The organism is Nitratireductor pacificus pht-3B (assembly GCF_000300335.1).
Classification (GTDB): Bacteria; Pseudomonadota; Alphaproteobacteria; order Rhizobiales; family Rhizobiaceae; genus Nitratireductor; species Nitratireductor pacificus.
This window is the reverse complement of sequence record NZ_AMRM01000010.1, coordinates 1-22,916: the sequence shown is the minus strand read 5'-3', so window position 1 is coordinate 22,916 and position 22,916 is coordinate 1. Positions and strand designations below refer to the sequence as shown.

22 protein-coding genes are annotated in these 22,916 nt (G+C 66.5%); 19 read left to right on the top strand and 3 right to left on the bottom strand.

Annotated features, from left to right (window positions below; genetic code table 11):
• Positions 1-113: 113 nt before the first annotated feature.
• The gene (locus tag NA2_RS10365; protein WP_008596707.1) at positions 114-1,148 is read right to left on the bottom strand and encodes a TRAP transporter substrate-binding protein; all 1,035 of its coding nucleotides are present in this window, start codon (positions 1,146-1,148) and stop codon (positions 114-116) included.
• A 166-nt stretch (positions 1,149-1,314) separates the two neighbouring features.
• Here NA2_RS10365 and NA2_RS10360 point away from each other — a divergent pair, with 166 nt between their 5' ends.
• From NA2_RS10360 to NA2_RS10350, 3 genes are read left to right on the top strand one after another with little or no spacing between them, the layout of a single operon-like run.
• Entirely contained in the window at positions 1,315-2,067 is a 753-nt protein-coding gene (locus tag NA2_RS10360) for an SDR family NAD(P)-dependent oxidoreductase (protein WP_008596705.1), read from the top strand.
• A 36-nt stretch (positions 2,068-2,103) separates the two neighbouring features.
• On the top strand, positions 2,104-3,807 hold the full coding sequence (locus tag NA2_RS10355; protein ID WP_008596704.1) for an FAD-dependent oxidoreductase: 1,704 nt from the start codon (positions 2,104-2,106) through the stop codon (positions 3,805-3,807).
• Positions 3,804-4,769, top strand: coding sequence for a DMT family transporter (locus NA2_RS10350; RefSeq protein ID WP_008596703.1), 966 nt, complete (start codon positions 3,804-3,806; stop codon positions 4,767-4,769). Before NA2_RS10355 ends, NA2_RS10350 begins: the two co-directional genes overlap by 4 nt.
• Here NA2_RS10350 and NA2_RS10345 read toward each other — a convergent pair.
• Both NA2_RS10345 and NA2_RS10340 read right to left on the bottom strand, forming a co-directional pair.
• The gene (locus NA2_RS10345) at positions 4,723-5,526 is read right to left on the bottom strand and encodes an IclR family transcriptional regulator (protein WP_157188196.1); all 804 of its coding nucleotides are present in this window, start codon (positions 5,524-5,526) and stop codon (positions 4,723-4,725) included. The genes NA2_RS10350 and NA2_RS10345 overlap by 47 nt on opposite strands.
• Positions 5,527-5,652: 126 nt before the next feature.
• Positions 5,653-6,093 carry an Lrp/AsnC family transcriptional regulator gene (locus NA2_RS10340; protein WP_008596699.1) on the bottom strand — a complete coding sequence of 147 codons (441 nt, stop codon included), beginning with the start codon at positions 6,091-6,093 and terminating at the stop codon, positions 5,653-5,655.
• Between the two features lie 234 nt (positions 6,094-6,327).
• On the opposite strand from NA2_RS10340, the gene NA2_RS10335 reads away from it, so the two are divergent.
• The 16 genes from NA2_RS10335 to NA2_RS10260 all read left to right on the top strand — a co-directional run.
• Positions 6,328-7,887: an ABC transporter substrate-binding protein gene (locus NA2_RS10335; protein WP_008596697.1), complete on the top strand. Its 1,560-nt coding sequence runs from the start codon at positions 6,328-6,330 to the stop codon at positions 7,885-7,887.
• 42 nt (positions 7,888-7,929) lie between these two features.
• Positions 7,930-8,868 carry an ABC transporter permease gene (locus NA2_RS10330; protein ID WP_008596696.1) on the top strand — a complete coding sequence of 313 codons (939 nt, stop codon included), beginning with the start codon at positions 7,930-7,932 and terminating at the stop codon, positions 8,866-8,868.
• Positions 8,869-8,871: 3 nt separating this feature from the next.
• Positions 8,872-9,738, top strand: coding sequence for an ABC transporter permease (locus NA2_RS10325; RefSeq protein ID WP_008596695.1), 867 nt, complete (start codon positions 8,872-8,874; stop codon positions 9,736-9,738).
• Positions 9,738-10,757 (top strand): ABC transporter ATP-binding protein, encoded by a 1,020-nt coding sequence (locus tag NA2_RS10320; protein ID WP_008596694.1) that lies wholly within the window; start codon positions 9,738-9,740, stop codon positions 10,755-10,757. Before NA2_RS10325 ends, NA2_RS10320 begins: the two co-directional genes overlap by 1 nt.
• Entirely contained in the window at positions 10,754-11,752 is a 999-nt protein-coding gene (locus tag NA2_RS10315) for an ABC transporter ATP-binding protein (protein ID WP_008596693.1), read from the top strand. The genes NA2_RS10320 and NA2_RS10315 overlap by 4 nt, the downstream gene beginning before the upstream one ends.
• Positions 11,742-12,827, top strand: coding sequence for an alpha/beta hydrolase family protein (locus NA2_RS21255; protein ID WP_008596692.1), 1,086 nt, complete (start codon positions 11,742-11,744; stop codon positions 12,825-12,827). The genes NA2_RS10315 and NA2_RS21255 overlap by 11 nt, the downstream gene beginning before the upstream one ends.
• Complete coding sequence (locus NA2_RS10305; RefSeq protein ID WP_081582658.1) at positions 12,818-13,606, top strand: creatininase family protein; 789 nt, start codon at positions 12,818-12,820, stop codon at positions 13,604-13,606. The genes NA2_RS21255 and NA2_RS10305 overlap by 10 nt, the downstream gene beginning before the upstream one ends.
• Complete coding sequence (locus tag NA2_RS10300; RefSeq protein ID WP_008596688.1) at positions 13,603-15,135, top strand: FAD-dependent oxidoreductase; 1,533 nt, start codon at positions 13,603-13,605, stop codon at positions 15,133-15,135. Before NA2_RS10305 ends, NA2_RS10300 begins: the two co-directional genes overlap by 4 nt.
• Positions 15,119-16,162 (top strand): threonine aldolase family protein, encoded by a 1,044-nt coding sequence (locus NA2_RS10295; protein WP_008596686.1) that lies wholly within the window; start codon positions 15,119-15,121, stop codon positions 16,160-16,162. The genes NA2_RS10300 and NA2_RS10295 overlap by 17 nt, the downstream gene beginning before the upstream one ends.
• Positions 16,159-16,800, top strand: coding sequence for a VOC family protein (locus NA2_RS10290; RefSeq protein ID WP_008596683.1), 642 nt, complete (start codon positions 16,159-16,161; stop codon positions 16,798-16,800). The genes NA2_RS10295 and NA2_RS10290 overlap by 4 nt, the downstream gene beginning before the upstream one ends.
• A complete protein-coding gene (locus tag NA2_RS10285; RefSeq protein WP_008596682.1) occupies positions 16,797-17,213 on the top strand; it encodes a PaaI family thioesterase in 417 nt (138 codons plus the stop codon). Before NA2_RS10290 ends, NA2_RS10285 begins: the two co-directional genes overlap by 4 nt.
• A 23-nt stretch (positions 17,214-17,236) precedes the next feature.
• Positions 17,237-18,244, top strand: coding sequence for a quinone oxidoreductase family protein (locus NA2_RS10280; RefSeq protein WP_008596680.1), 1,008 nt, complete (start codon positions 17,237-17,239; stop codon positions 18,242-18,244).
• Positions 18,245-18,260: 16 nt separating this feature from the next.
• Positions 18,261-19,775 carry a class I adenylate-forming enzyme family protein gene (locus NA2_RS10275; RefSeq protein ID WP_008596677.1) on the top strand — a complete coding sequence of 505 codons (1,515 nt, stop codon included), beginning with the start codon at positions 18,261-18,263 and terminating at the stop codon, positions 19,773-19,775.
• A 453-nt stretch (positions 19,776-20,228) separates the two neighbouring features.
• The gene (locus NA2_RS10270) at positions 20,229-21,464 is read left to right on the top strand and encodes a 3-methyl-2-oxobutanoate dehydrogenase (2-methylpropanoyl-transferring) subunit alpha (RefSeq protein ID WP_008596675.1); all 1,236 of its coding nucleotides are present in this window, start codon (positions 20,229-20,231) and stop codon (positions 21,462-21,464) included.
• A gap of 1 nt (position 21,465) precedes the next feature.
• Positions 21,466-22,479: an alpha-ketoacid dehydrogenase subunit beta gene (locus tag NA2_RS10265; protein WP_008596674.1), complete on the top strand. Its 1,014-nt coding sequence runs from the start codon at positions 21,466-21,468 to the stop codon at positions 22,477-22,479.
• Between the two features lie 3 nt (positions 22,480-22,482).
• A partial coding sequence (locus NA2_RS10260; protein ID WP_008596673.1) for a biotin/lipoyl-containing protein occupies positions 22,483-22,916 on the top strand: 434 nt, incomplete at its 3' end.

Below are 22,916 nucleotides of genomic sequence, written 5' to 3'. Positions count from 1 at the left end.
TTCCGCTTGGGCGATCGACAGATGGGCAAAGCGCCCCGGCCTTATCGGCCGGAGCGCGCGGCGTAAACCCTCCGGAGCCAAGAGCCCCACGGCTCCCGGAGGGCTTTACACGCTTATTTGTGCGGGATGGCCTGCAGGCGTTCCCATTCGCCGACGCGGTCCATGTAGGCGGTCAGCGATTCATAGGCTTCCTTGAAGATCGGGTCCTTGCCGGCTTCCTCGGTGAGCACGGCTTCGGCCTGCTCGCGGATCCCCATCAGCACCTCGTCGGGGAAGCGGCGCACGTTGACGCCCGCCTCGCGGATGGTGGCGATCGCCTCGGCCTGCGCGTTGAGCTGGTCGCCGAGATTGTAGGCGATGTTGGCCTTGCAGGCTTCGACCATGATGTTCTGGGTGTCTTCGCTGAAGCCGTTCCACACATCCATGTTGATGATGATGGAGTCCCAGCTCGAAGGCTGGTGCCAGCCGGGGAAGTAATAGTTCTTCACCACCTTCTGGAAGCCGAAGCCGAGGTCGAGCTGCGGGGCGGAGAACTCGGTCGCGTCGATGCGGCCGGTCTCCAGCGAAACGAAGATCTCGCCGGCGGGCACGAGCTGCGTGTTGGCACCGAGCTTGGCCAGCGTCTTGCCGCCGAGGCCGGCGATGCGCATGTTGAGGCCCTTGAAGTCCTCGACCGTGTTGATCTCCTTGTTGAACCAGCCACCCGCTTCCGGCACCACCAGATGGCAGGGGATGACCTTCACGCCGTGCGGGTCGTAGGCCTTCTGGATGATCTCCAGGCCGCCGCCCTCGAACATCCAGGCGAGCGCGACGTCCGGGCTCGGGCCGAACGGCATGGAGCCGATCAGATTGGCGACGGGGATGGTCTCGGCCCAGTAGCCGATCCAGTCGAAGCCCATCGGGATCGCGCCCGAGGAAACCGCGCCGAATACCTCGAAGGGCGGCACGAAATCGCCCGCTCCGTGGACGTTGATCTCCACTTCGCCGCCGGTCATCAGCTTGACCCGCTCGGCCCATTTCATCGGGCTCGGGCCGATCGACGGCACCTGGAGGCCGAAGACGCTCTGCAGGTCGAAGCTCTCGGCGATTGCCGGAGCGGTGGAAAGCATGGTCGCTGCAAGGGCAGCGGCGACGAGCCGTTTCTTCATGAGGTCCTCCCCTGATGGCGCCGCTAAGGGGCGCAATTCATCCTCCCGGCGCAGGCTGCGCCAGCTTCTGCAAGGCGCGGCGGAATTATTGCCCAACCGGCTTGCTCATCCGCAACATTAATTATAATCAAACGAATTAGCAATAACCTAATTTCTGGGGTGGACGATGATCCATATCGGCGATTGCGTCGCGGTTGTGACGGGGGCAGGCCAGGGGAACGGACGGGCGATCGCGCTCGGTCTCGCACGGGCCGGGGCCCGCGTGGCGGTCTGCGACGTCAACGGGAAAGGCGCCGAGGAGACGGCGGCGCTGATCGTTGCGGAGGGTGGCACGGCGATGGCGGCGACCGTCGACGTGTCCGACAAGATGGCCTGCCGCAGCTTCGCGGCGCGCGTTGGCCAGGAGCTGGGCGACGCTGCGATCCTGGTCAACAATGCGGGCATCATCCGCCGCCACGGGCTGGACGACGCGGATTTCGACAGCCACTGGGACGCCACCTTCCGGGTCAATGTCGACGGCACCAAGAACATGGTGCTCGCTTTCGTGCCGCAGCTCGAGAAGACGGGCGGACGCATCGTCAACCTCGCCTCGATCATGTCGACATCGGCGGGGCCGGGCATCCCTGCCTATGTGGCGAGCAAGGGCGCCATCGCCCAGTTCACCAAGGCGCTGGCGCACGAGCTCGCCCCGCACGGCATCCGCGTCAATGCGCTGGCGCCGGGCGTGATCGAGACGCCGATGACGGAGGCGACGCGCGGCAACGAGGCGGCGATCGCCCGCTTCATGGCGCATACGCCGCTCGGCCGCACCGGCAAGCCGGAAGAGCTGGTGGGGCCGGTTCTGTTCCTCGTCTCGCCCATGTCGAGCTACGTGACTGGCGTCATCCTGCCGGTCGATGGCGGCTATCTGGCCGCCTGATCCTCATTCTTCAAAGCCATTGCAGGGACCTCCATCATGAAAAAACATGTCTGCGACGTACTCGTCATCGGTTCCGGCGCCGGCGGGCTTGCCAGCGCCGTGTCGGCGGCGCACCGGAACCTCGACGTGCTGGTGGTCGAGAAGGAGGCGGTGTTCGGCGGCACGACGGCGCGCTCCGGCGGCTGGATGTGGGTACCCTGCAACGGACCGGCGAAACGCGCCGGCGTGGAGGACAGTCCCGAGAATGCGCGCCGCTACCTGCAGCACGAGGCCGGCGACCATTTCGACGCCGCGCGCGTCGACGCCTTTCTCGAGGCGGGACCGAAGGCCGTGTCGTTCTTCGAGGAGAACACGGCGCTGCAGTTCGATCTCGGCCCGACATTCGCCGACTATCATCCCGACGCGCCGGGCGGCGTGGACGGCGGGCGCTCGATCGTGGCGCGGCCCTTCGACGGGCGTGAGCTGAAGGGCGAGATCCGCCGCCTGCGGCCGCCGCTCTCGGAAATCACCTTCCTCGGCATGATGATCGGCTCGGGCAAGGAGCTGCTGCATTTCTTCAACGTCACGCGCTCGCCCGTCTCGGCCTTCTACGTGGCGAAGCTGTTCCTGAAATTCCTGCGGGACATGGCCTTTCACGGGCGGCCGATGCGGCTGATGAACGGCAATGCGCTGGTGGCGCGGCTGGCCAAATCCTGCTTCGACAGGAACGTGCCGATCTGGACGGGCGCGCCGGTGCGCGAGTTGCTGCGCGACGAGAAGGGCGCTGTGACCGGCGCCATCGTCGATACGAAGGAAGGGGCCGTCGAGGTGACCGCGCGCAAGGGCGTGGTGCTGGCCGCCGGCGGGTTCCCGCAGGATCCCTTGCGCCGCAAGGCGCTGTTCCCGCACGCGCCGGCCGGCCACGAGCATGTTTCGCCGGCGCCGCCCGGAAACACGGGCGACGGGCTGCGGCTCGGCGAGGCAGTCGGCGCCCGCGTCGACGACACGCTGCCCAACAGCGCCGCCTGGGTGCCCGTCTCGCGCCCGCCGCGCGGCGACGGCACGCTCGGCGTCTTCCCGCATTTCGTCGACCGGTCGAAGCCCGGCGTCATCGCCGTCACCCGGTCGGGCAGGCGCTTCGTCAACGAGGCCAATTCCTACCACGATTTCTGCCAGGCGATGGTCAAGGCCTGCCGGCAGGACGATGACGGGGACATCTGCGCCTTCTTCATCGCCGACCATCGCGTGCTGCGCAAATACGGGCTGGGCTACGTCAAGCCGGCGCCCGTGCCGTTCCGGCAACACATCCGCTCCGGCTATCTGACCGAGGGCGCGACGCTCGCCGAACTCGCGACGCAGATCGGCGTCGATCCCCGGCAGCTCGAGACGACGGTAGCCCGCTTCAACGAACATGCGCGCAAGGGCGAGGATCCTGAGTTTCACAAGGGCTCGACCTCCTACAATCGCTCGCTTGGCGATCCCGAGCACAAGCCCAATCCCTGCGTCGCTCCCATCGAGCAGGGGCCGTTCTACGCCGTCAAGCTGGTGATCGGCGATCTCGGCACCTTCGCCGGCCTGAAATGCGACGAGAACGCGCGGGTTCTCGACGAGGCGGGCAAGCCGATCGGGGGGCTGTACGCGGCAGGCAACGACGCGGCCTCGATCATGGGCGGCAACTATCCGGGCGGCGGCATCACGCTCGGGCCGGCGATCACCTTCGGCTACATCGCGGCGCGGCACATGTCCGGCGCCAATTCGTGAGCGCGCCGGCGCAGGAGATGGACACCGTCCCGGCGCGGGAACGCCTCGTCAAGGGCGTTCTCTACGGCCTCGCCGCGGCGCTGATGTGGGCGATCTACAATATCGGCGTCGAGATCGGCCGGGCCGACGGGTTCACCAGCGCGGATCTGGCGATCCTGCGCTACGCCGTCGCGGCGGCGCTGCTGGCGCCGTTTCTCTTCCTGCGCTGGTCGCGGTTGCCGCCGGGCCTTACCCTGCGCCGGGTGGTGCTTCTCAGTCTGACCATCGGCCCGCCCTTCGCCTTTCTGTTCAACACCGGCTACGGCATCGCGCCACTGGCCCATGCGGTGGTGATCTCGCCCGGCGTGACCATGCTCGTCGCCAACCTCCTGCCGGTGCTGCTCGACGGGCAGCGCCTGCCGATGCACCGCAAGATCGGCATCGCCGTCCTGGTGCTGGGACTGATCGCCATCGCCGCCGACCGGCCGCCGGCCAAGACGCCGGGAGAATGGGTGCTGCTCGGCGATCTCTGCTTCGTCGGCTCGGGCACGCTGTGGGGCGTGTTCACCTATCTGCTCGGGCGCTGGCGCCTGCCCGCGGTGGAGACCACGGCGGCCATGTCGCTGATGACCACGGCCGGTTTCCTGCCACTCTATCTGGCCTTCTTCACGCCGGCCGACCTGCCGCTGTCGGCCTGGGCCGAGCAGGCGCTCTATCAGGGAGCGCTGGGCGGCTGCCTGGCGATCGTGGCGTTCGCGGCCTCGATCACCTGGCTCGGCTCGGGGCTGGCCGGCCTTTTCCCGGCGCTCGTTCCGCCGCTCGCGGTGCTGCTCGCGATCCCGATCGCCGGGCAATGGCCGAACGGCCTGCAGCTCGTCGGCGTGCTGATCGCCACGACCGGGCTGGTCCTGTCGCTCGATGCCCTGTCGCGCCTCTTCAGGCGCCTTCGATATGGCCCAGATCGCGGGACAGGGCCTCGGTGAAATCCATCAGGCGGGGCAGGCAGGCGCCGTCCTCCGCCAGATCGATATAGTTGGTCGGGCCGATAACGGTGACGACAAGCTGCACCGTTCCCGTGTGGTCGAACACCGGGGCGGCAATGGCGCTGACGCCGGGGATCGGCGCGTCCCTGGTGATCGCATGGCCGGATTGCGCCACCATGCGCACCTCGCTACGAAACGTCTCCTCGCTGACCCCGGGGATGGCGTAGAGGGACGGCTCGCGGCCTTCCAGTTCGGCGCGGATCAGCGGCTCCGTCATCTTCGAGGGCAGGAAGGCTGCGAAGGCCTTGCCGGTCGCTGTCATGGTGACCATGAAGGTGCCGCCGACGGCGACATTCGAGTGGATGCGGGCGGAGGATTCCTGCAGGTAGACGATGGTCGGGCCATGCAGGCCCCAGACGCTGATGACGACCATCAGGCCGAGTTCCTCGGCCAGCTCGGGCAACCGGCGGATGGTTTCGCGATAGGCGTTCTGGTTGCGCAGGCGGGTGAGGCCCAGATGCAGGGCGAACGGCCCGAGCTGATACTGCCCGGTTTCCGTCTGCTCGACCATGTTGATGTTGCGGAAGGAGACCAGATAGGGGTGCAGCTGTGCGGCCGCCATGTCCAGCGTCTCTGCCAGGTCGCGCAATTTCAGCGGCCCGCCGGCCCGCGCCAGCGCCATCAGGATCGCACCTCCCGTCTCGATCGACTGCACGCCGCGCGATGCACGCGGTTTTGACGGCACGCTCTCAGTCACCGGGCTCCTCCGAATCGGTCACGCCATTCGCGAAGCATCATTATAGCCGACATGGCCGGCTGTCTTCCCCGGCGGCATGGCGCATGTGCGGGGGACTTTGGTGCGTGTTGGGTGAGATTGGTCCCGTCAGCGGTTCTCGAATGCCGCGTCGAGGACGATGGACGAGGTGGTGCGCTCGACGCCTTCGATCTCGCCGAACTCCTGCAGGACCTGGTTGAGGCGGACCGCCGTGCCGGCGCCGACGATGACGATCAGATCGAACGCGCCGCTCACCGAATAGCAGGATTTCGCTTCCGCCGAACTGCTGATCTTGCGGATGATCTCGGCCGTGTGCTTGGGGTCGACCGTGAAGCGCACGATGGCCTGCAGGCGGTCTTCCGGCGCGTCCTCGCCCAGCCGTATCGTATAGCCCGCGATCACGCCATCGCGCTCCAGCCTGGAAATGCGATCCTGCACCGCTGAACGGGACAGATTCAGCTTCCTTGCGAGGGAGGCCGTCGCCTCCCGGGCGTTCAGCTTGAGAAGATCGAGCAATCTTTCGTCGATGCGGTCCAGGCTTCGTTTCATCTGCACTCCCGTCGATTCGTCGACAACTATCCGTTTCAGCCGTTGAATTGCGGGATTGTAGCTGGCTGTGCGGTGGAATTACAATGAATTAGACGGCCTCCTGCAATTCAATCAGAAAACGGCGAGGAACGGAGGCGGTCGGGAACGGAGGACGCGGCTGCGGCGGGATTTTCCGCGGAGCGTTGAGGAGAGCCACGGCGGCACGACCGCCGGAGCTGGCGGAGGAGAGAGAACATGCGCGCTGGAACCAAACTGCTTGCGCTTTGCGCATCCGCACTGGCCCTGACACTGCCCGCGGCGGCGGTGTCGCAGGCCGCGGAACTGCGGACCAACATCAACGCCGACCCGGCGATGGTCGATCCCATCACCTATTCCGAGCTGATCGCCGGCGATGTGATGGCCAATGTGTACGAAGGCTTCGTCGGCCTGGACACGGAAGGAAACGTGATCCCGGCGCTGGCCGAAAGCTGGGAGCCGCACGAGGATGGGCTGGGGTTCCGCTTCAAGCTGCGCTCCGGCGTGAAATTCCACAGCGGCCGCAGCTTTGGCGCCAAGGACGTGAAATACACGTTCGAACAGCTGCTCATTCCCGGCAATCGCGGCGGTCTCAACGCCGAGTATCTGGACACTGTGGTGGGCGCGCAGGCGGTCAAGGACGGCAAGACGACCGATCTCGAGGGCGTCACCGTGGTCGACGAGCTGACCCTCGACGTCCGGTTCACGAAGGCCGATGTGCTGTTCCCGATCTATCCATTCTATTTCATGGACGCGGGCATCGTGGAGGAGCATGGCGCCGACTGGGCGACCAAGGCTTCCGCCGGCACCGGTCCGTTCAAGTTCAAGGCCTGGAATCTCGGCCGGGACGTGCAGCTCGAGGCGTTTGCCGATTACTGGGGCGGGGCGCCGAAGATCGACGGCGTGCGCTTCCTCATCGTGCCGAGCGGCGATACGGCGGTCTCGATGTACGAGGCGGGCGAACTGGATGTGGTCTATGTCGACACGCAGACCATTCGCCGCGTTCTGAAGGACCCGCAGTTCAAGGACGAGATGCTGACCGCGCCGGCGGCGCAGATCCGCTATCTCGGCATGAACCAGAATCTCTACGAGCCGTTCAAGGACATCCGCGTGCGCGAGGCCATCTGCATCGGCTTCGACCGCGACGCGATGGTGGACGGCCTCTATGACGGCGCCGCATTCCCGCTCTACGGCCAGGTGACGCCGGGTGTCGCCGGCTACAATCCGGACCTTCCGGCGATCCCGTACGATCCGGAACGGGCCAAGAAGCTCCTGGCGGAAGCCGGCTATCCGAACGGCGAGGGCCTGCCGCCGATCAAGGTGACCGATACCGAGCCGAACAAGAACGACATCACCTATTACGCCAACCAGTTCAGCTCCGTTCTGGGCATGCCGGTGGAGGTCGAGATCGTCGAGCGCGGCAGCCACATCAAGCGGATGAACGCCGGCGAGGTTCCGTTCTTCCCGTGGGGCTGGTCGGCGGGCTACCCCGACGCGCTCTACTTCCTGAGCCAGGTCTGGTACGGGCCGAGCACCTACAACCGCTCGCGCTGGCAGAACGACGCGTTCGATGCGCTGATCGAGGAGGCGCAGGGCACGGCCGACGCGAAGGCGCGCTATGCGCTCTACAACAAGGCGGAGAAGATCCTGCTCGACGATTGGGGCACCTGCCCGACGACCGTGCGCATGCAGGTGGCGCTCGTGAAGCCGAATGTCGAGGGCGTCTCGCTCACGCCGTTCCGCTTCCTGCCCTTCGGCGATGCACAGGTAACCGAGTAAGCGCGACGCAGCATCTCTGATCGCACAACAAAAGAGCGAACAATGATCGAATATGCTGCGCGGCGCCTGGCCGGTTTGCTGGGCGTCTGGTTCCTTGCAATCGTCATCACTTTCGTGGCCGTGCAATTCGTGCCGGGCGATCCGATCATGGCTTTGCTGTCGGATCGCTCAGGAGATGCCGACCTCGAAGCCCGGCTGCGGGCGGACTATGGGCTCGACCGCCCGCTGCCGGTGCAATTCCTGGACTATCTGGCGCATATTGCCGACGGTACGTTCGGGCTTTCCTTCCGCTTCGCGAACACGACGGTGTTCGACGTGATCTCGGGTGGCCTGCTGATCAGCCCCATTCTGGCGATCACCGCCATCCTGATCGCGGTGCCGCTGGGGGTCGTGCTCGGCGTGTTCGCCGCGCAGCGGGCGAACTCCTGGGCCGATACGGCGGTCATTCTTGGCCTCGTCTCCGGCATCTCCATCCCCAATTTCGCGATGGCGGCCTTCCTGGTCTACCTGCTGTCGATCAAATGGTCGGTGCTGCCGGTCGCCGGCTGGGGCACGCCGCAGCATCTGGTCATGCCGGTGCTGATCCTGGTCATCCCGCCGACGGCCTATGTGGCGCGGCTGACCAGAACCTACATGCTCGAAGTGCTGCAACAGGATTTCGTGCGCACGGCGCGCGCCAAGGGGCTGCGCGAGCGGCTGGTGATCTATCGGCACGCCCTGAAGAACACGTTCGTGCCGCTGCTGACGACCGTGGGCATCATCTTTGGCGGCCTCCTGTCCGGCACGTTCGTCGTCGAGACGATCTTCAACATTCCCGGCCTCGGCCGGCTGGCGATCGAATCGATCTTCGCCCGCGACTATCCGGTCACGATGACGATCGTGCTCCTGTTCACCATGTTCTATTCGATCATCAATCTGATCGTGGACCTCGCCTATACGGCGCTCGATCCGCGAATCAGGCTGACCAACACGAAGGCCTGATCCGTGGCGGCACCTTCCACTTCCCAGACCGCGCGACCCGGTTCCGATTTCTTCCTGCGCTTCCGGCGCAGCCGCAATGCGATGATCGGGTCGGTCATCGTCGCCTTCGTGGTGCTGATGGCGCTGTTCGGCCCGCTGCTGACGCCGCATGACCCGGTGAAGGTCAATGTGCTGGCGAGCTGGCGGGCGCCCGACAGCACCCACTGGATGGGCACGGACGCGCTCGGCCGCGACGTCTTCAGCCGCATCGTGCTCGGCGGCCGGGTGTCCCTGATCGTCTCGATGTCGGTACTGGCCGTCACGCTCACCATCGGCACGGTGCTCGGCATGTGCGCCGCCTATTTCGGTGGCTGGGTGGATGCGCTCGTCATGCGGACGGTGGACATCATCTTCGCCTTTCCCGAGCTCATCTTCGCGATCCTCGTCGCGGCCGTGCTCGGGCCTGGAACGCTGACCGTCATCATCGCGCTGTCGATGGTCTGGTGGCCGGGCATCGCCCGCCTGACGCGGTCGCTCGTTCTGGGATTGCGGCACGAGATGTTCATCGAGGCGGCCATCGTCTCGGGTACGCCCGCGCACAAGATCATGCGCCGGCATTTCCTGCCCAACATCGTCGCGCCGCTGATCGTGCGCGCCTCCATCGGCGTCGGCTTCATCATCATGGCCGAGGCGACGCTGAGCTTCCTCGGGATCGGCATCCAGGAGCCGGAACCCACCTGGGGCGCGATGATCCGCGACGGGCTTTCGCAACTGCGCACCGATCCGCACCTCGCCCTGTTCGCCAGCCTGGCGCTCGGCATCACCATGATCGGCTTCAACCTCCTGGGCGACGGCCTGCGCGACGTGCTCGATCCGAAGGTGCGGAACTGATGGCGTCCGGGGCGAACACACTGCTCGACATCCGCGACCTGTCCGTATCGTTTGCGGGCCTGCGGGGATCCGTGACGGTGCTCCACGACATCGCCTTCTCGGTGAAGCCGGGCGAGATCGTCGGCATCGTCGGTGAAAGCGGGTCGGGGAAGTCGGTGACCTCGCTCGCCATCATGGGGCTGCTCGGCGCGCAGGGCAGCATCGAGAGCGGCAGCATAAGGTTCGGCGACGAGGTGCTGACCGAGCTCAGCCCGGCGCGGATGCGCGAGAAGCGCGGCCGCGACATGGCCATGATCTTCCAGGAGCCGGGCACCAGCCTGAACCCCATCCTGCAGGTGGGTTTCCAGATCGCGGAAGTGCTGGTCGAGCACACCGGCGCCGATCTTCAGAGCGCCCAGCGGCGGGCGATCGAGCTGATGGCGCAGGTGGGCATTCCGGCGCCGGAGAAGCGCGCCCGCGACTATCCGCATCAGCTTTCCGGCGGCATGAAGCAGCGCATCATGATCGCCATGGCGCTGGCCTGCCGCCCGAAGCTGCTGATCGCCGACGAGCCGACCACGGCGCTCGACGTCACCATCCAGGCGCAGATCCTGAAGCTGATCGTCGATCTGCGCGACGAGCTGGACATGGCCGTTCTCCTGATCACGCACGACATGGGCGTGGTGGCGGAGACGGCGGACCGGGTGGTGGTGATGTATGCCGGCCAGATCGTCGAGCAGTCCACGGCGGAGCGGCTGTTCACACGGCCGACGCATCCCTACACGAAGCTTCTCCTGCGTTCGATCCCCTCGGCACACGAGAAGCAGGAGGTCCTGCCGGTGATCGAGGGCACGACGCCGTCTCCGTCCGACCACCAGCCGGGCTGCAGGTTCGCGCCGCGTTGCCCCATCGCCGCGGACATGTGCCGCGATCCGTCGCTTTCGCTTGTGGCGGTCGCGCCCGACCATGCCGTTCGTTGCTGCAGGCTCGATGCCGCCCGCGAACTCGATGTCACCCGCGCGGTGGAGGCCGGTCTATGAGTGCTGTTCCCATCCTGCGCATCGAGAACGTCACCAAGGATTTCCAGATCAAGCGCTCGGCGCTGTCGGGCGAGAACCTGACCCTGCGCGCCGTCAACGATGTCAGCCTCGACGTCTATCCGGGTGAAACGCTTGGCGTGGTCGGCGAAAGCGGCTGCGGAAAATCCACGCTGGGGCGCACCATCCTGCAGCTGACGCGCCCGACGCAGGGGCGCATCCTCTTCGATGGAAACGACATTACCCGCCTGTCGCGCAAGCAGCTGAAGGCGATCCGCCAGGACATACAGATCATCTTCCAGGATCCGTATTCCTCGCTCAATCCGCGCATGAAGGTCCGCGACATCATCGCGGAGCCGCTGGAGAATTTTTCGTCCGACCGGAGCGCGATCACTAGGCGGGTTCACGAGGTGATGGAGATCGTCAAGCTGCCGGTCGCCTATGCCGACCGCTATCCACACGAGTTCTCCGGTGGCCAGCGCCAGCGGATCGGCATCGCGCGGGCGATCGCCATCCGGCCAAGGCTGATCGTCTGCGATGAAGCGGTCTCGGCGCTGGACGTGTCCGTGCAGGCCCAGATTCTCAACCTCCTGAAGGAAATCCAGCGCGAGACGCAGGTTGCCCTGCTCTTCATCTCGCACAATCTGGGCGTGGTGCGCTATCTAAGCCACCGTGTCGCCGTGATGTATCTGGGACGGGTGGTCGAGCTCGCTTCCGAACAGGCGCTGTTCGAGAACCCGAAACATCCCTACACCTCGGCGCTTCTTTCGGCCATTCCGGAGGCCGATTACAGCCGCCGCGGGACCAGAAAATATCTGAGCGGGGACATTCCCAGCCCCATCGATCCGCCGCCCGGCTGCCCGTTTCACCAGCGTTGCGAGAAGGTCCAGGACGTTTGCCGCGTCGAGACCCCCGTGCTGGACGCGCTGGCGCCGGAGCACTGGGCGGCCTGCCATTTCCCCAATGTGAGCGACAAAGGAATCCGCGATGGTGCTTGAGCGCACGACCTATACGCCCAAGCCGGGAGCGTTCGAAGCCGTCATGGCGACCCGCCAGGCGGCATGCGAGATCAGGCGCGAGATCGGCCTCGCGGTCGGCGAGATCTTCATCGAGGAGGGTTCAGGGAACGCACCCGACCTCGTGCATTGGGAGTGCCGCTTCGCCAACGAGGCCGAACGCGCCCGCGATATGGACGCGCGGGCCGGCAGCGAGGATTTCGTCCGCATCCGCAAGACGATGCAAAGCTACATCACCCATTTCGAACGCCGGGTGTTTCGCCGTGCCGCGCATCCGGCGACGGTGCTGCGCGACGTGTCCCTCGAAGGCCTGGCGATCGTGCCGCGGGAGATCAGCTTCGAAAGCGACGGCCGCGTCCTGTCGGGCTATCTCTATCTGCCGCCGGGCGAAGGGCCGTTTCCCTGCATGGTGACCAATCACGGAAGCTCGATCCATCAGGGAACCTCGGATGTCTGCCGGCCGGGTACGGCGGCGCTGCTGATGAGCTGGGGCATCGCCTCCTTCCTGCCGCACAGGCGCGGATACGGCAACTCGCCGGGACCGGCCTGGCGCGAGGAGGTCAGCGCGGAATACGGCACGGAAGAATACGACACGCAGCTCCAGAAGCGGCTCTTCGACGAGAGCGGCGACGTCATCGCTGCGCTCGACATGCTGGAAGCGCATCCAGACATCGATGAAGGCCATATCGGCGTGATGGGAAGCTCGTTCGGCGGCACGGTTACGCTGCTGGCGGCGTCGCGATGCCCGCGGTTCCGCTGCGCCGTCGAGTTCGCCGGCGCAGCGATGAACTGGGAGCGCGCGCCGCGGCTGCGCGACGCGATGCTGGACGCTGCGCAGCAACTGACGCAGCCGATCTACTTCATGCAGGCGCAGAACGACTACAGCGTCGCGCCGACGGCGGAACTCGCCGCCGCGCTGGAGGGGACGGACAAGGTCTGTCAGTCGAAGATATTCCCGGGCTTCGGCCTGACGAAGGACGAAGGCCATTTCCTGTACGGGCAGGGAGGGGCCGTCTGGGGCAATGACGTGCGGAGGTTTCTCGACCAATGGCTATGACGAAAACGCAGACCGGGCGCTGGCTCGAAGACCTGACATGGCCGGAGGCGGATGCATGGTTCCGCCGCGACGCGGTGATGATGGTGCCCATCGGTGCCGCCTCGAAGGAGCACGGCCATCACCTGCCGCTCTGCACGGACTATCTGCTGGCGCGCGGCATCTGCGACGGCGTGCTGGCGCAACTGCCGGTGCTGTCGGCGCCGGTGATCAGCTTCGGCTACTATCCGGCCTTCCGGCACTATCCGGGGAGCCAGCATCTCGAGCCGGAAACCTTCGCGGCCCTGCTGCATGACGTGCTCAAGGGGTTCATCGCCCAGAAGCTGACACGGATCCTCGTGGTCAATACGGGGATCTCCACCGAGCCGATCGTCAACGTGACGCTGCGCGAACTCTACGAGCACACCGGCATTCGTGTCGCGGCGGCGCATATCAGCCGTCTCGGCAAGGCGGCCGACGGCCTGATGGAGCAGGCGCATGGCGGACATGGCGACGAGCACGAGACCGCGCTGATCCAGGCGCTGGCGCCCGAGCGCATCCGCGCAGGAAAGGCCGAGCAGGACTACGGAAACCTGGCGGCTGCGCCGGACACGGTCTTCTATCTCCCGACGATCTTCAATCCCGATCCGACGAGCGGGATCGACTACAGCAAGACAGGCGTGCGCGGAGACCCGACGCTGGCCACCGAGGCCAAGGGGAAGGCATCGCTGGACGCGACGGTGGGCGACGTGGTCGACGGCCTGCGCGCCCTCTGGCCTGAAGCGCTGAAAGCGCCGGCATGACGACACCGGGCGCAGCCCCGTATGACGTGATCGTCGTTGGCTATGGTTATGCCGGCGCGTTCGCGGCAATCGCGGCAGCGGATTCGGGCGCCCGTGTGCTTCTCCTGGAAAAGGCGGCGCAACCGGGCGGGATATCGATCTGCTCGGCGGGCGGGCTGCGCACCGCGGAAGATGCCGGCAAGGCCTTCGCCTACCTGCAGGCGACCTGCGGGGGCAAGACGCCGGACCCGGTGCTGCGGCAACTGGCCGAGGGAATGGCAGGGGTCGCGGCGCGGCTGTCCGCGCTGGCGCAGGGCACCGGAGCGCGGGTGGAGAACCGCCATTCGCCTGCAAACTATCCTTTCCCGGGGGGCGGGACATTCGGCTTCGCCTATGTCGAGTCCATCGAGGGTTTCGATCCGGCGGCCGCATGGCCCCATGTCCGCGGCGCGGAGCAGGGCGCGCTGCTGTTCCGACTCCTGCAGATGAATGTCGAGAAGCGCGGCGCGCGGATCGACGTCCGGCTGGAAAGCCCTGTCGCCCGTCTCCTCATGCGCGAGGGCGCGGTCGGCGGGGTGACGCTGGCCGACGGGACAACGTTCGCGGCGCGCGGCGGGGTGGTGCTTGCCTGCGGCGGCTTCGAAGCCGATCCCGCCATGCAGGCCCAGTACTGGCCGGGCGGTCCGGCCCTGTCGGCGGCCTATGCCGGCAACACGGGAGACGGCATCCGCATGGCGCAGGCGGCGGGCGCGGACCTCTGGCACATGTGGCACTGGCACGGCTGCTATGGCTACCGCCTGCCCGATCGGGATTATCCGTTCGGCGTGCGGGTGAAGCGGCTTCCCGACTGGACGCCGGATGCCGATTGCAAGGCGCCGGGCGGCTTGCCGGTGATGCCGTGGATCCTGCTCGACCGGTCCGGGCGGCGGTTCATGAACGAGTACGAGCCCTATGTGCAGGACACCGGAGGGCGAGCGCTCGCGACTTTCGACCCGGCGCGGCAACGCCACGACCGCAACCCGGCCTGGATGGTGACCGACGCCGCCGGGCTGGCGATGTACCCCCTCGGCAAGCCGACGCGCAACGATGCGGCCGCGCGCTACGACTGGAGCGTGGACAACAGCAGCGAAGTGGAGTCCGGCCTGTTTCGCTCCGCCGCGGATTGCGCGGCCCTGGCGGAGATCATCGGGGCGGATCCGGCCATCGTCGGGGAAAGCCTTCGAGGCTGGAACGCCGCGTGCGCCGGCGGAGCAGACGCGCGGTTCGGGCGGCCCGCTTCCTCGCTGCATGCGCTGAAGGCGCCATACTTCGTCGCTCCCGTCGAGCCGGTCGTCTCCAACACGCAGGGCGGTCCCGTGCATGACGCGCAGCAAAGGGTGCTCACGCCGGGCGGCGACGCCATTCCGGGGCTTTTCGCCGCCGGCGAATGCGGATCGGCATTCGGGCATCTCTACATGTCCGGCGGCAATCTCGCGGAATGCTGTGTCGGTGGCGGCATTGCCGGGACCAATGCAGCGATGAGAGGAGATGTGCATGATCTCGCTGGTTGACGACGCGGCGCTGCTTTCGCCGAAGGAGATGGCCGAGCGGCTGGCAAGCCTGACGTCCGACGGGAAGACCGTTTCGGACTATTACGGCAATGGCGGCGCCGTCGAGGCGTTCGAGGCGCGGATCGCCGCGCATCTCGGCAAGGAGCGGGCGGTGGTCTTCCCGACCGGGACGCTCGCCAATCTCTGCGCCATGCGCCTCCTCGCCGGGACGGACAATGCGCGCATCCTGGTGCATCGCGACGGGCATTTCTTCAACGATGCCGGCGACAATCTGGCGGCGCTCGGACGCTTCACCATGGTGCCGCTGGCGGGAGAAGGCGCCGGCTTCGAAGCCGCAGATGTGGAGCACGAAATCGCCCGGGCGGCTTCGGCGCGGGTCGCCGCGCGGATCGGCTGCATCGCCATCGAAAGCCCGAGCCGCAGGATCGACGGGCGGCGTTTCGGTTCCGGGCGGATCGCGGCGATTGCCGAGGTGGCCCGCGAGCACGGCGTCCCGATGTTTCTCGACGGCGCGCGCATGCTCATCGAATGCGCGGTCACGGGGCAATCGCCTGCCGACATGGCCGCCCCCTTCGACCTCGTCTACCTGTCGCTCTACAAATATCTCGATGCGCCCTTCGGCTGCGTCCTTGCGGGGGAGGCGGCCCTTCTCGACGATGTCTACCATCAGCGGCGCGCCTATGGCGGCGGCCTCTGGCAGATGTGGCCGGCGGCGGTGATGGCGCAGGACAAGCTGTCGCGGTTCGACGCGCTCTGGGCGGAGGTGGTTCGCCACGTGGAGGCCGTGTTCGCCGCCATGGAGGGTGGCCCGGTCGCGGTCGAGCGGTTCGCCGACGGCACCAATGCCGTCCGGCTGATCCTTCCGCGCGCGCCCGGCGATCCTGCGGCATTCGCGGCGCGCGCGCAGCGGCTCGGGCTGAAACTGCCGCCGCTCGCCGGCGACCGGATGACCGTCAAGTTCAATGAATCCTGGCTGGCCGCCGAACCCGCGGCGCTGGCTCGAAAACTGCGGGAGCTGGCTGAATGATCGACTATGTGAGCGGAGAACTGGGGCTGGACCACATGCTGTGGGCGGTTCCCGATCTCGACGAGGGTTCGGCGCTGTTTTCCGCCGCGACCGGTGTGACGCCGGGCAAGGGCGGCAGCCATGCGGGGTTCGGCACGCGCAACACGCTCGCGTCGCTGGGGGACCAGCTCTATTTCGAAGTGATCTCCGTCGATCCGGCGCAGGAGAATTTCCGCGAGCGCGCGGAGCGCATCGGCAGGCTCGCGGCTCCCGAGATGCACACGTTCGGCATCCGCGGGGCGGGCCTGGAGGCCTATCGCGATACGGCGCGGGCGCTCGGGATCGACGCCAGCGACCCGGTCTACATGACGCGCATGCGCGATGACGGGGTGAAGCTGCAATGGCGGTCGATCTATGTCAGCGATCCCGTCTGGGGAGACATGATCCCCTTCCTGATCGACTGGATGGACAGCCCGCATCCCTGCGAGGTCACGCCCAAGGGGCTGACGATGCTGGAGTTCGCGGCGCTGCATCCGCGCGCCGACGAACTGCGCGAGATCTACGGGAAACTGGGGGTGCGTGTCCCAGTGCGGCGCGCGGTGACGCCCGGCTTCCTGCTGCGGCTCGACACGCCGAAGGGCGAGGTGCTGCTGACATGACCCGGGCGGAACTGGAAGCGATGGTCGCCGGCTGCCCGTTTCACCGCACGCTGGGCATCGCGCTCGAGGATTTCGACCAGGCGGCGGGCCGGCTGACGCTCTCCCTGACAGCGCGGGAGGCATTCTCGCGCGACGATGCGCGGGTGGAACTGCATGGCGGCGTCATCGCGACGCTGATCGACATCGCGGGAGACTACGCGGTCGCGCTGAAGGTCGGGCAGGGCGTGCCGACCATCAGCTTGCATGTGGATTATCTGCGGTTCGCGCGGGGTGCGAAGGTGCTCGCCACCGCGACGCTGATCAAATGCGGCCGTTCGATCGCCGTGGTGGACATCGAGGTCGCGGACGAGACCGGCGCGCTGATCGCGGTCGGGCGCGGAACCTATTCCTCCGCCGTCAAGTCCGCCGCCTGAACGAAAATACGAGGATACCGGCAATGCGCGCGATACAGTTTACGGCCCACGGCCCCATCGAGAACCTGCACGAGGCGGATGTTCCGATGCCGGAGATCACGCCGACCCAGTGCCTGCTCAAGGTGAAGGCGGTTTCGCTGAACGGTTTTGACCCGATGGTCATGCGCGGCATTCCAGGCCTGCGCACGCCGCTGCCGATGATCCCGGGCGCCGACATTTCCGCGGAGATCGTGGAACTGGGCGCGGCGGTGGATGGCGGGCGCTTCGCCCTTCACCAGCGGGTCGGCGTCGAGCCGAGCAACGATCAGGGCATGATGGGCGAGACGCTGCGCGGCGGCCTGTGCGAGTTCATCGCGGTCGAGGCGAACCAGCTGGTTCCGGTGCCGGACGCGGTGGACGATCTGGCCGCCGCCTGCCTGCCCACCGCCTATGCCACGGCGCACCGCATGCTGTTCACGCGCGGACGGATCGAGAGCGGCGAGAAGGTGCTGATCCTCGGCGCCAGCGGGGGCGTCGGGACCTGCTGTATCCAGCTCGCCAAGATGGCGGGCTGCAAGGTGATCGCGGTCACCAGCAGCGCCGACAAGGGCGAGAAATTGCGGGCGATCGGCGCCGACCACGTGATCGACACGTCGACCACCCACTATGTGGACTATGTGGTGGAAACCTTCGGCAAACCGCGGACGCGCGGCGTCAGTGGCGGTGTCGATGTCTGCGTGAACTATTCCGGCGGGACGCACTGGGCGGAGAGCTTCAAGACCGTCCGGCGCGGCGGGCGAATCCTCACCTGCGGGGCGACGGGCGGCTACGATCCGAAGACCGACATCCGCTACATCTGGTCGTTCGAGCATACGATCATTGGGTCCAACGGGTGGGAACGCGAAGACCATGTGAGGATGCTCGAGCTGATCGCCACGGGCCGTCTCGAGCCGGTGATCGACCGGGTCATCCCGATGAACGGAATCCGTCAGGCGATGCATGACCTGCAGGATCGCAGGATCATCGGCAAGGTCGTGCTGGAAGTCGGTTGAAGCCAGGAGAAATCGGATGATCTCGAAGAATCTGGGCAAGTGCTTCGATGCCGCACGCTGGGGTGACAAGACGGCGCTGATCGAGCCGGGCGATTTCAGCGCCGAGGCGTGCCGCACCAGCTATGCGGAGCTGGACCGGGAATGCGACGCCATCGCCCGCGGCCTGCTGGCGCGCGGCTACCGGGCCGGCGACCGGATCGGTCTTCTGGGCGAGAACAGCCGCGCATTCATCAGCGCCTATATGGGCATCATGCGGGCGGGCATGGTGGCGGTGCCGTTCTCCTACAAGCTGCCGCGCCCGACGCTCGCTCACATCGCGCGCGATGCCGGGCTGAAGGCGATCTTCCACGATGCGGCGCGGACGGGTCAGTGTCCGGCCGGCCCCGACCTGATCCCGCTCCATGGGAGAGGTTTCGACGCGCTGCTCGACTTCGGCCCCTTCGAGACCCATGAGCCGGCGCCGCGGGAAGTGGGCATGATGCTCTATACCTCTGGCTCGACCGGCATGCCCAAGGGCGTGCTCCTGTCGCACGATTCGCAGCGCTGGTCGCTGGAGCGGGGCGCCAAGCTCTTCGGCGACAAGGACGACCACATCTACATCGTCGCCGCGCCCATGTTCCACATGAACGCGACGATCTCGACCAAGGGCGCCCTGGCGGCGGGGGCGACCACGGTGCTCCTCCCGTCCTTCGATGCGCTTGTCTATGCACGCTCGATCGAAGCCTTCCGGGTGACATGGCTCACCTCCGTTCCGACAATGCTGGCGCTGGTGGCGAAGGAGGCGGACCAGATCGGCGGGCTGGACTTCTCCTCCGTGACGGACGTCACGATGGGGTCCGCGCCGCTGACCCAGGCGCTGATCGACAAGGTGCAGGCGCTCTTTCCGCGCGCTTCGATCTCCAACAGCTACGGCACCACCGAGGGCGGGCCGTCCCCCTTCGGCCCGCATCCAGAAGGTGTGACCCGACCGGCCCTGTCGCTCGGCTATCCGGCGGAAGGGCTGGAGATCGAACTGCGTGAGGGCGATGGGCCGGACGAGGGCGTCTTCTACATTCGCGGACCGATGTCCATGGAAGGCTACAACAACCTGCCGGAGAAAACCGCGGCGGTGATGAAGGACGGCTGGTACCGCTCGGGCGACATCATGCGGCGGGACGGGAACGGCTTCTTCTACTTTGTGGGCCGCGCCGACGACATGTTCAATGTCGGCGGCGAGAATGTCTGGCCGGGCGAGGTCGAGAAGCTGATCGAGACGATGGAGGGCGTGCATCAGGCCTGTGTCGTTCCCGCACCGCACGAGACAAAGAACCTCGCGCCCTTCGCATTCGTGGTGACGCGGAAAGGCAGCGACCTCACCGAACAGGCCGTCAAGGACTACACGCTTGCGAACGGTCCCGCCTACGCCCATCCGCGCCATGTGCGCTTCATCGAGGCGATCCCGCTGGCGGGCACGAACAAGCCCGACCGAAAGCTCCTGACGGAGCGGGCCAGGGCCGCGCTCGAAGCCGAGGGAAACGACACCCGTCGATGAAGGGCGTCCGTCCGGTCGCCGCTTTCCGGCCGGGGGACGCACCTTCAGGATGGCGGTTCCGCTTGCCGGAGCGAGGGATAGCGCGTCCCCGACGAAAGCGCGGCCGATTACTCACCGAGCCGCCGCTTGTGCGCCTGCTTGGAGAAAATATCGCGGAGGCCCTTCAACACGAGAGAAAATTACCCATTCCGCGCGCAATACGTTTCGCAGCGCGCTTCTTAAATTCCGCAAAGGCGATAGACTTTCCCTCAGGTTGATTTCTGGGGGGAGACAGAGAGCCTTGGCGCACGAGCTGCCGCAAAGAGCATTATCCTTTACAATGAATGGCGCGGCTGCCCCAGGCCGCCGCAACCGCGCGTCCCGCTACCGCCGAAACGCATCGACAACCCGATTTTCTGCCAGCCGGGTTGCAGCTATTCTTGTGCGACCCAGAGCGGATCGGAGGCGAGCGGCATGAGCAGCGAAACGAGACCCCTTTCCCTGAACGTCCCCGAACCGGGATGCCGGCCGGGCGATACGCCGGACTTCTCCGAGTTCGAGATCCCCAAGGCGGGATCGGTCGCGCGTCCGGAGGTTGGCGTCGACCCGGACGACATTCGCGACATGGCGTTCTCGATTGTGAGGGTCCTGAACAAGGAGGGAGAGGCGGTCGGCGACTGGGCCGGCCTGCTCACGCCGGACGAGCTGCGCGAGGGATTGCGCCATATGCTCACCCTGCGCACCTTCGACGCCCGGATGCTGAACGCCCAGCGTCAGGGAAAGACCAGCTTCTACATGCAGCATCTGGGCGAGGAGGCGGTGAGCTGCGCCTTCGGCCGCGCGCTGGAACCCGGCGACATGAACTTCCCGACCTATCGCCAGGCCGGGCTGCTCATCGCGCGGGACTATCCGCTGGTCACCATGATGAACCAGATCTATTCCAACGCAGAGGACCCGCTGCATGGCCGGCAGATGCCGATCATGTATTCCTCGAGGGAGCACGGCTTCTTCTCGATCTCCGGCAATCTCGGCACCCAGTTCGTGCAGTCTGTCGGCTGGGCCATGGCGTCGGCCATCTCCGGCGACACGAAGATTGCGGCGGGCTGGATCGGAGACGGTTCGACCGCCGAGAGCGATTTCCACGCGGCGATGGTCTTCGCCTCGACCTACGACGCGCCGGTGGTCCTGAACATTGTCAACAACCAGTGGGCGATCTCGACCTTCCAGGGCATAGCGCGTGGCGGCGTTGGCACGTTCGCGGCGCGTGGCCATGGTTTCGGCATCGCATCCATAAGGGTGGACGGCAACGACTATCTGGCCGTGCACGCCGTGGCGAAATGGGCTGCCGAGCGGGCGCGGAGCGGCCATGGGCCGACGCTCATCGAGCATGTCACCTACCGTGCCGGCGGCCACTCGACCTCCGACGATCCCGCGGCATACCGCTCGCAGAACGAGGCGGCGGCATGGCCGATGGGCGACCCGGTGGATCGCCTCAAGCGCCATCTGATCCGCATCGGTGAATGGACGGACGAGCGCCACACGCAGGCCGAGGCCGAGATTCTTGACATGGTCATGACCGCGCAGAAGAAGGCCGAGGCGATCGGCACGCTGGCCACGGGCAAGCATCCGAGTCCGCGCGACATGTTCGAAGGGGTTTACGAAACCATGCCGCCGCATCTGGTCCGGCAGCGTCAGGAGGCGGGGTACTGAGATGGCGCGGATGACGATGATCGAGGCCATCCGCGATGCCCACGACGTGGCGATGTCCGCCGATGAGCGCGTGGTGGTCTATGGCGAGGATGTGGGTTTTTTCGGCGGGGTCTTCCGCTGTACGGCGGGGCTCCAGGCGAAATATGGAAAGTCCCGCTGCTTCGACGCGCCGATCAACGAGGGTGGCATCGTCGGCACTGCCATCGGCATGGCCGCCTATGGTTTGAAACCGGTGATCGAGATTCAGTTCGCCGACTATGTCTACCCGGCCTTCGATCAGATCGTGAGCGAAGCGGCGCGCCTGCGGCATCGCTCCAATGCGGACTTCACCTGCCCGATCGTGATCCGCATGCCCGCCGGCGGCGGCATCTTCGGCGGCCAGACGCACTCGCAGAGCCCGGAGGGCCTGTTCACGCATGTTTCGGGGCTGAAGGTGGTGGTGCCGTCCAACCCGCGCGATGCGAAGGGTCTGCTTCTCGCGGCCATCGCCGATCCCGATCCCGTGATTTTCCTCGAGCCGAAGCGCCTCTACAATGGCCCCTTTGACGGACACCACGACAAGCCCATCGTGAGCTGGAAGAAGCATCCGCTGGGGGATGTGCCGGAGGGTGACGCGATCGTGCCGCTCGGCAAGGCGAGCGTCTATCGGGAAGGCGGGGATGTTACCGTGCTCGCCTACGGCACGATGGTCTTCGTGGCCGAAGCGGCGGCCGAGGCGACCGGGGTGGATGCGGAGATCATCGACCTGCGCACGCTGCTTCCGCTCGATCTCGACGCGATCACGGCATCGGTCAGGAAGACCGGGCGCTGCGTGATCGTCCATGAGGCCACCCGCACCTCCGGCTTCGGCGCCGAACTGATGGCGCTGGTGCAGGAGAACTGCTTCTATCATCTCGAGACGCCGATCATCCGGGTTACGGGGTGGGACACGCCCTATCCCCATGCGCAGGAATGGGAGTATTTCCCCGGCCCGGTGCGCGTGGGCGCGGCGCTCAAGAAGGTCATGGAGGACTGAGCGATGGGAATCCATGCAATCCGACTGCCGGATGTCGGCGAGGGCATCGCCGAGGCGGAACTGACCGAGTGGCATGTGAAGCCCGGCGACAGCGTGCGCGAGGACGATATTCTGGCGACGGTCATGACGGACAAGGCCGCGGTCGAGGTGCCTTCGCCGGTCGATGGCACCGTGATCGACCTCGGCGGCGAGACCGGCGACATGATGGCCATTGGCGCGGTTCTCATCCGGCTGGAGGTCGAGGGGGCGGGCAATGTGGCGGAGGACGCGGCGCCGCCGCCAGAGCCGAAGCCTGAACCGGAGCCGGAGCCGGAGCGGGCTGAGCCCGCCGCCGTGGTCGAGAAGGCGCGCGAACCGGCGCTGGCGTCGGAAACTCCCGCAGCAGCCGTCGCGAACAGGAAGCAGGCGGGTGGCGTGCGGCGCGCGGCGCCCCCCCC

Bases quoted from the DNA above. Each gene is read 5' to 3' on its own strand.
- NA2_RS10365 (WP_008596707.1), bottom strand. From the start codon at position 1,148: ATGAAGAAACGGCTCGTCGCCGCTGCCCTTGCAGCGACCATGCTTTCC.
- NA2_RS10360 (WP_008596705.1), top strand. From the start codon at position 1,315: ATGATCCATATCGGCGATTGCGTCGCGGTTGTGACGGGGGCAGGCCAG.
- NA2_RS10355 (WP_008596704.1), top strand. From the start codon at position 2,104: ATGAAAAAACATGTCTGCGACGTACTCGTCATCGGTTCCGGCGCCGGC.
- NA2_RS10340 (WP_008596699.1), bottom strand. From the start codon at position 6,093: ATGAAACGAAGCCTGGACCGCATCGACGAAAGATTGCTCGATCTTCTC.
- NA2_RS10335 (WP_008596697.1), top strand. From the start codon at position 6,328: ATGCGCGCTGGAACCAAACTGCTTGCGCTTTGCGCATCCGCACTGGCC.
- NA2_RS10330 (WP_008596696.1), top strand. From the start codon at position 7,930: ATGATCGAATATGCTGCGCGGCGCCTGGCCGGTTTGCTGGGCGTCTGG.
- NA2_RS10320 (WP_008596694.1), top strand. From the start codon at position 9,738: ATGGCGTCCGGGGCGAACACACTGCTCGACATCCGCGACCTGTCCGTA.
- NA2_RS10315 (WP_008596693.1), top strand. From the start codon at position 10,754: ATGAGTGCTGTTCCCATCCTGCGCATCGAGAACGTCACCAAGGATTTC.
- NA2_RS21255 (WP_008596692.1), top strand. From the start codon at position 11,742: ATGGTGCTTGAGCGCACGACCTATACGCCCAAGCCGGGAGCGTTCGAA.
- NA2_RS10305 (WP_081582658.1), top strand. From the start codon at position 12,818: ATGGCTATGACGAAAACGCAGACCGGGCGCTGGCTCGAAGACCTGACA.
- NA2_RS10300 (WP_008596688.1), top strand. From the start codon at position 13,603: ATGACGACACCGGGCGCAGCCCCGTATGACGTGATCGTCGTTGGCTAT.
- NA2_RS10295 (WP_008596686.1), top strand. From the start codon at position 15,119: ATGATCTCGCTGGTTGACGACGCGGCGCTGCTTTCGCCGAAGGAGATG.
- NA2_RS10290 (WP_008596683.1), top strand. From the start codon at position 16,159: ATGATCGACTATGTGAGCGGAGAACTGGGGCTGGACCACATGCTGTGG.
- NA2_RS10285 (WP_008596682.1), top strand. From the start codon at position 16,797: ATGACCCGGGCGGAACTGGAAGCGATGGTCGCCGGCTGCCCGTTTCAC.
- NA2_RS10280 (WP_008596680.1), top strand. From the start codon at position 17,237: ATGCGCGCGATACAGTTTACGGCCCACGGCCCCATCGAGAACCTGCAC.
- NA2_RS10275 (WP_008596677.1), top strand. From the start codon at position 18,261: ATGATCTCGAAGAATCTGGGCAAGTGCTTCGATGCCGCACGCTGGGGT.
- NA2_RS10270 (WP_008596675.1), top strand. From the start codon at position 20,229: ATGAGCAGCGAAACGAGACCCCTTTCCCTGAACGTCCCCGAACCGGGA.
- NA2_RS10265 (WP_008596674.1), top strand. From the start codon at position 21,466: ATGGCGCGGATGACGATGATCGAGGCCATCCGCGATGCCCACGACGTG.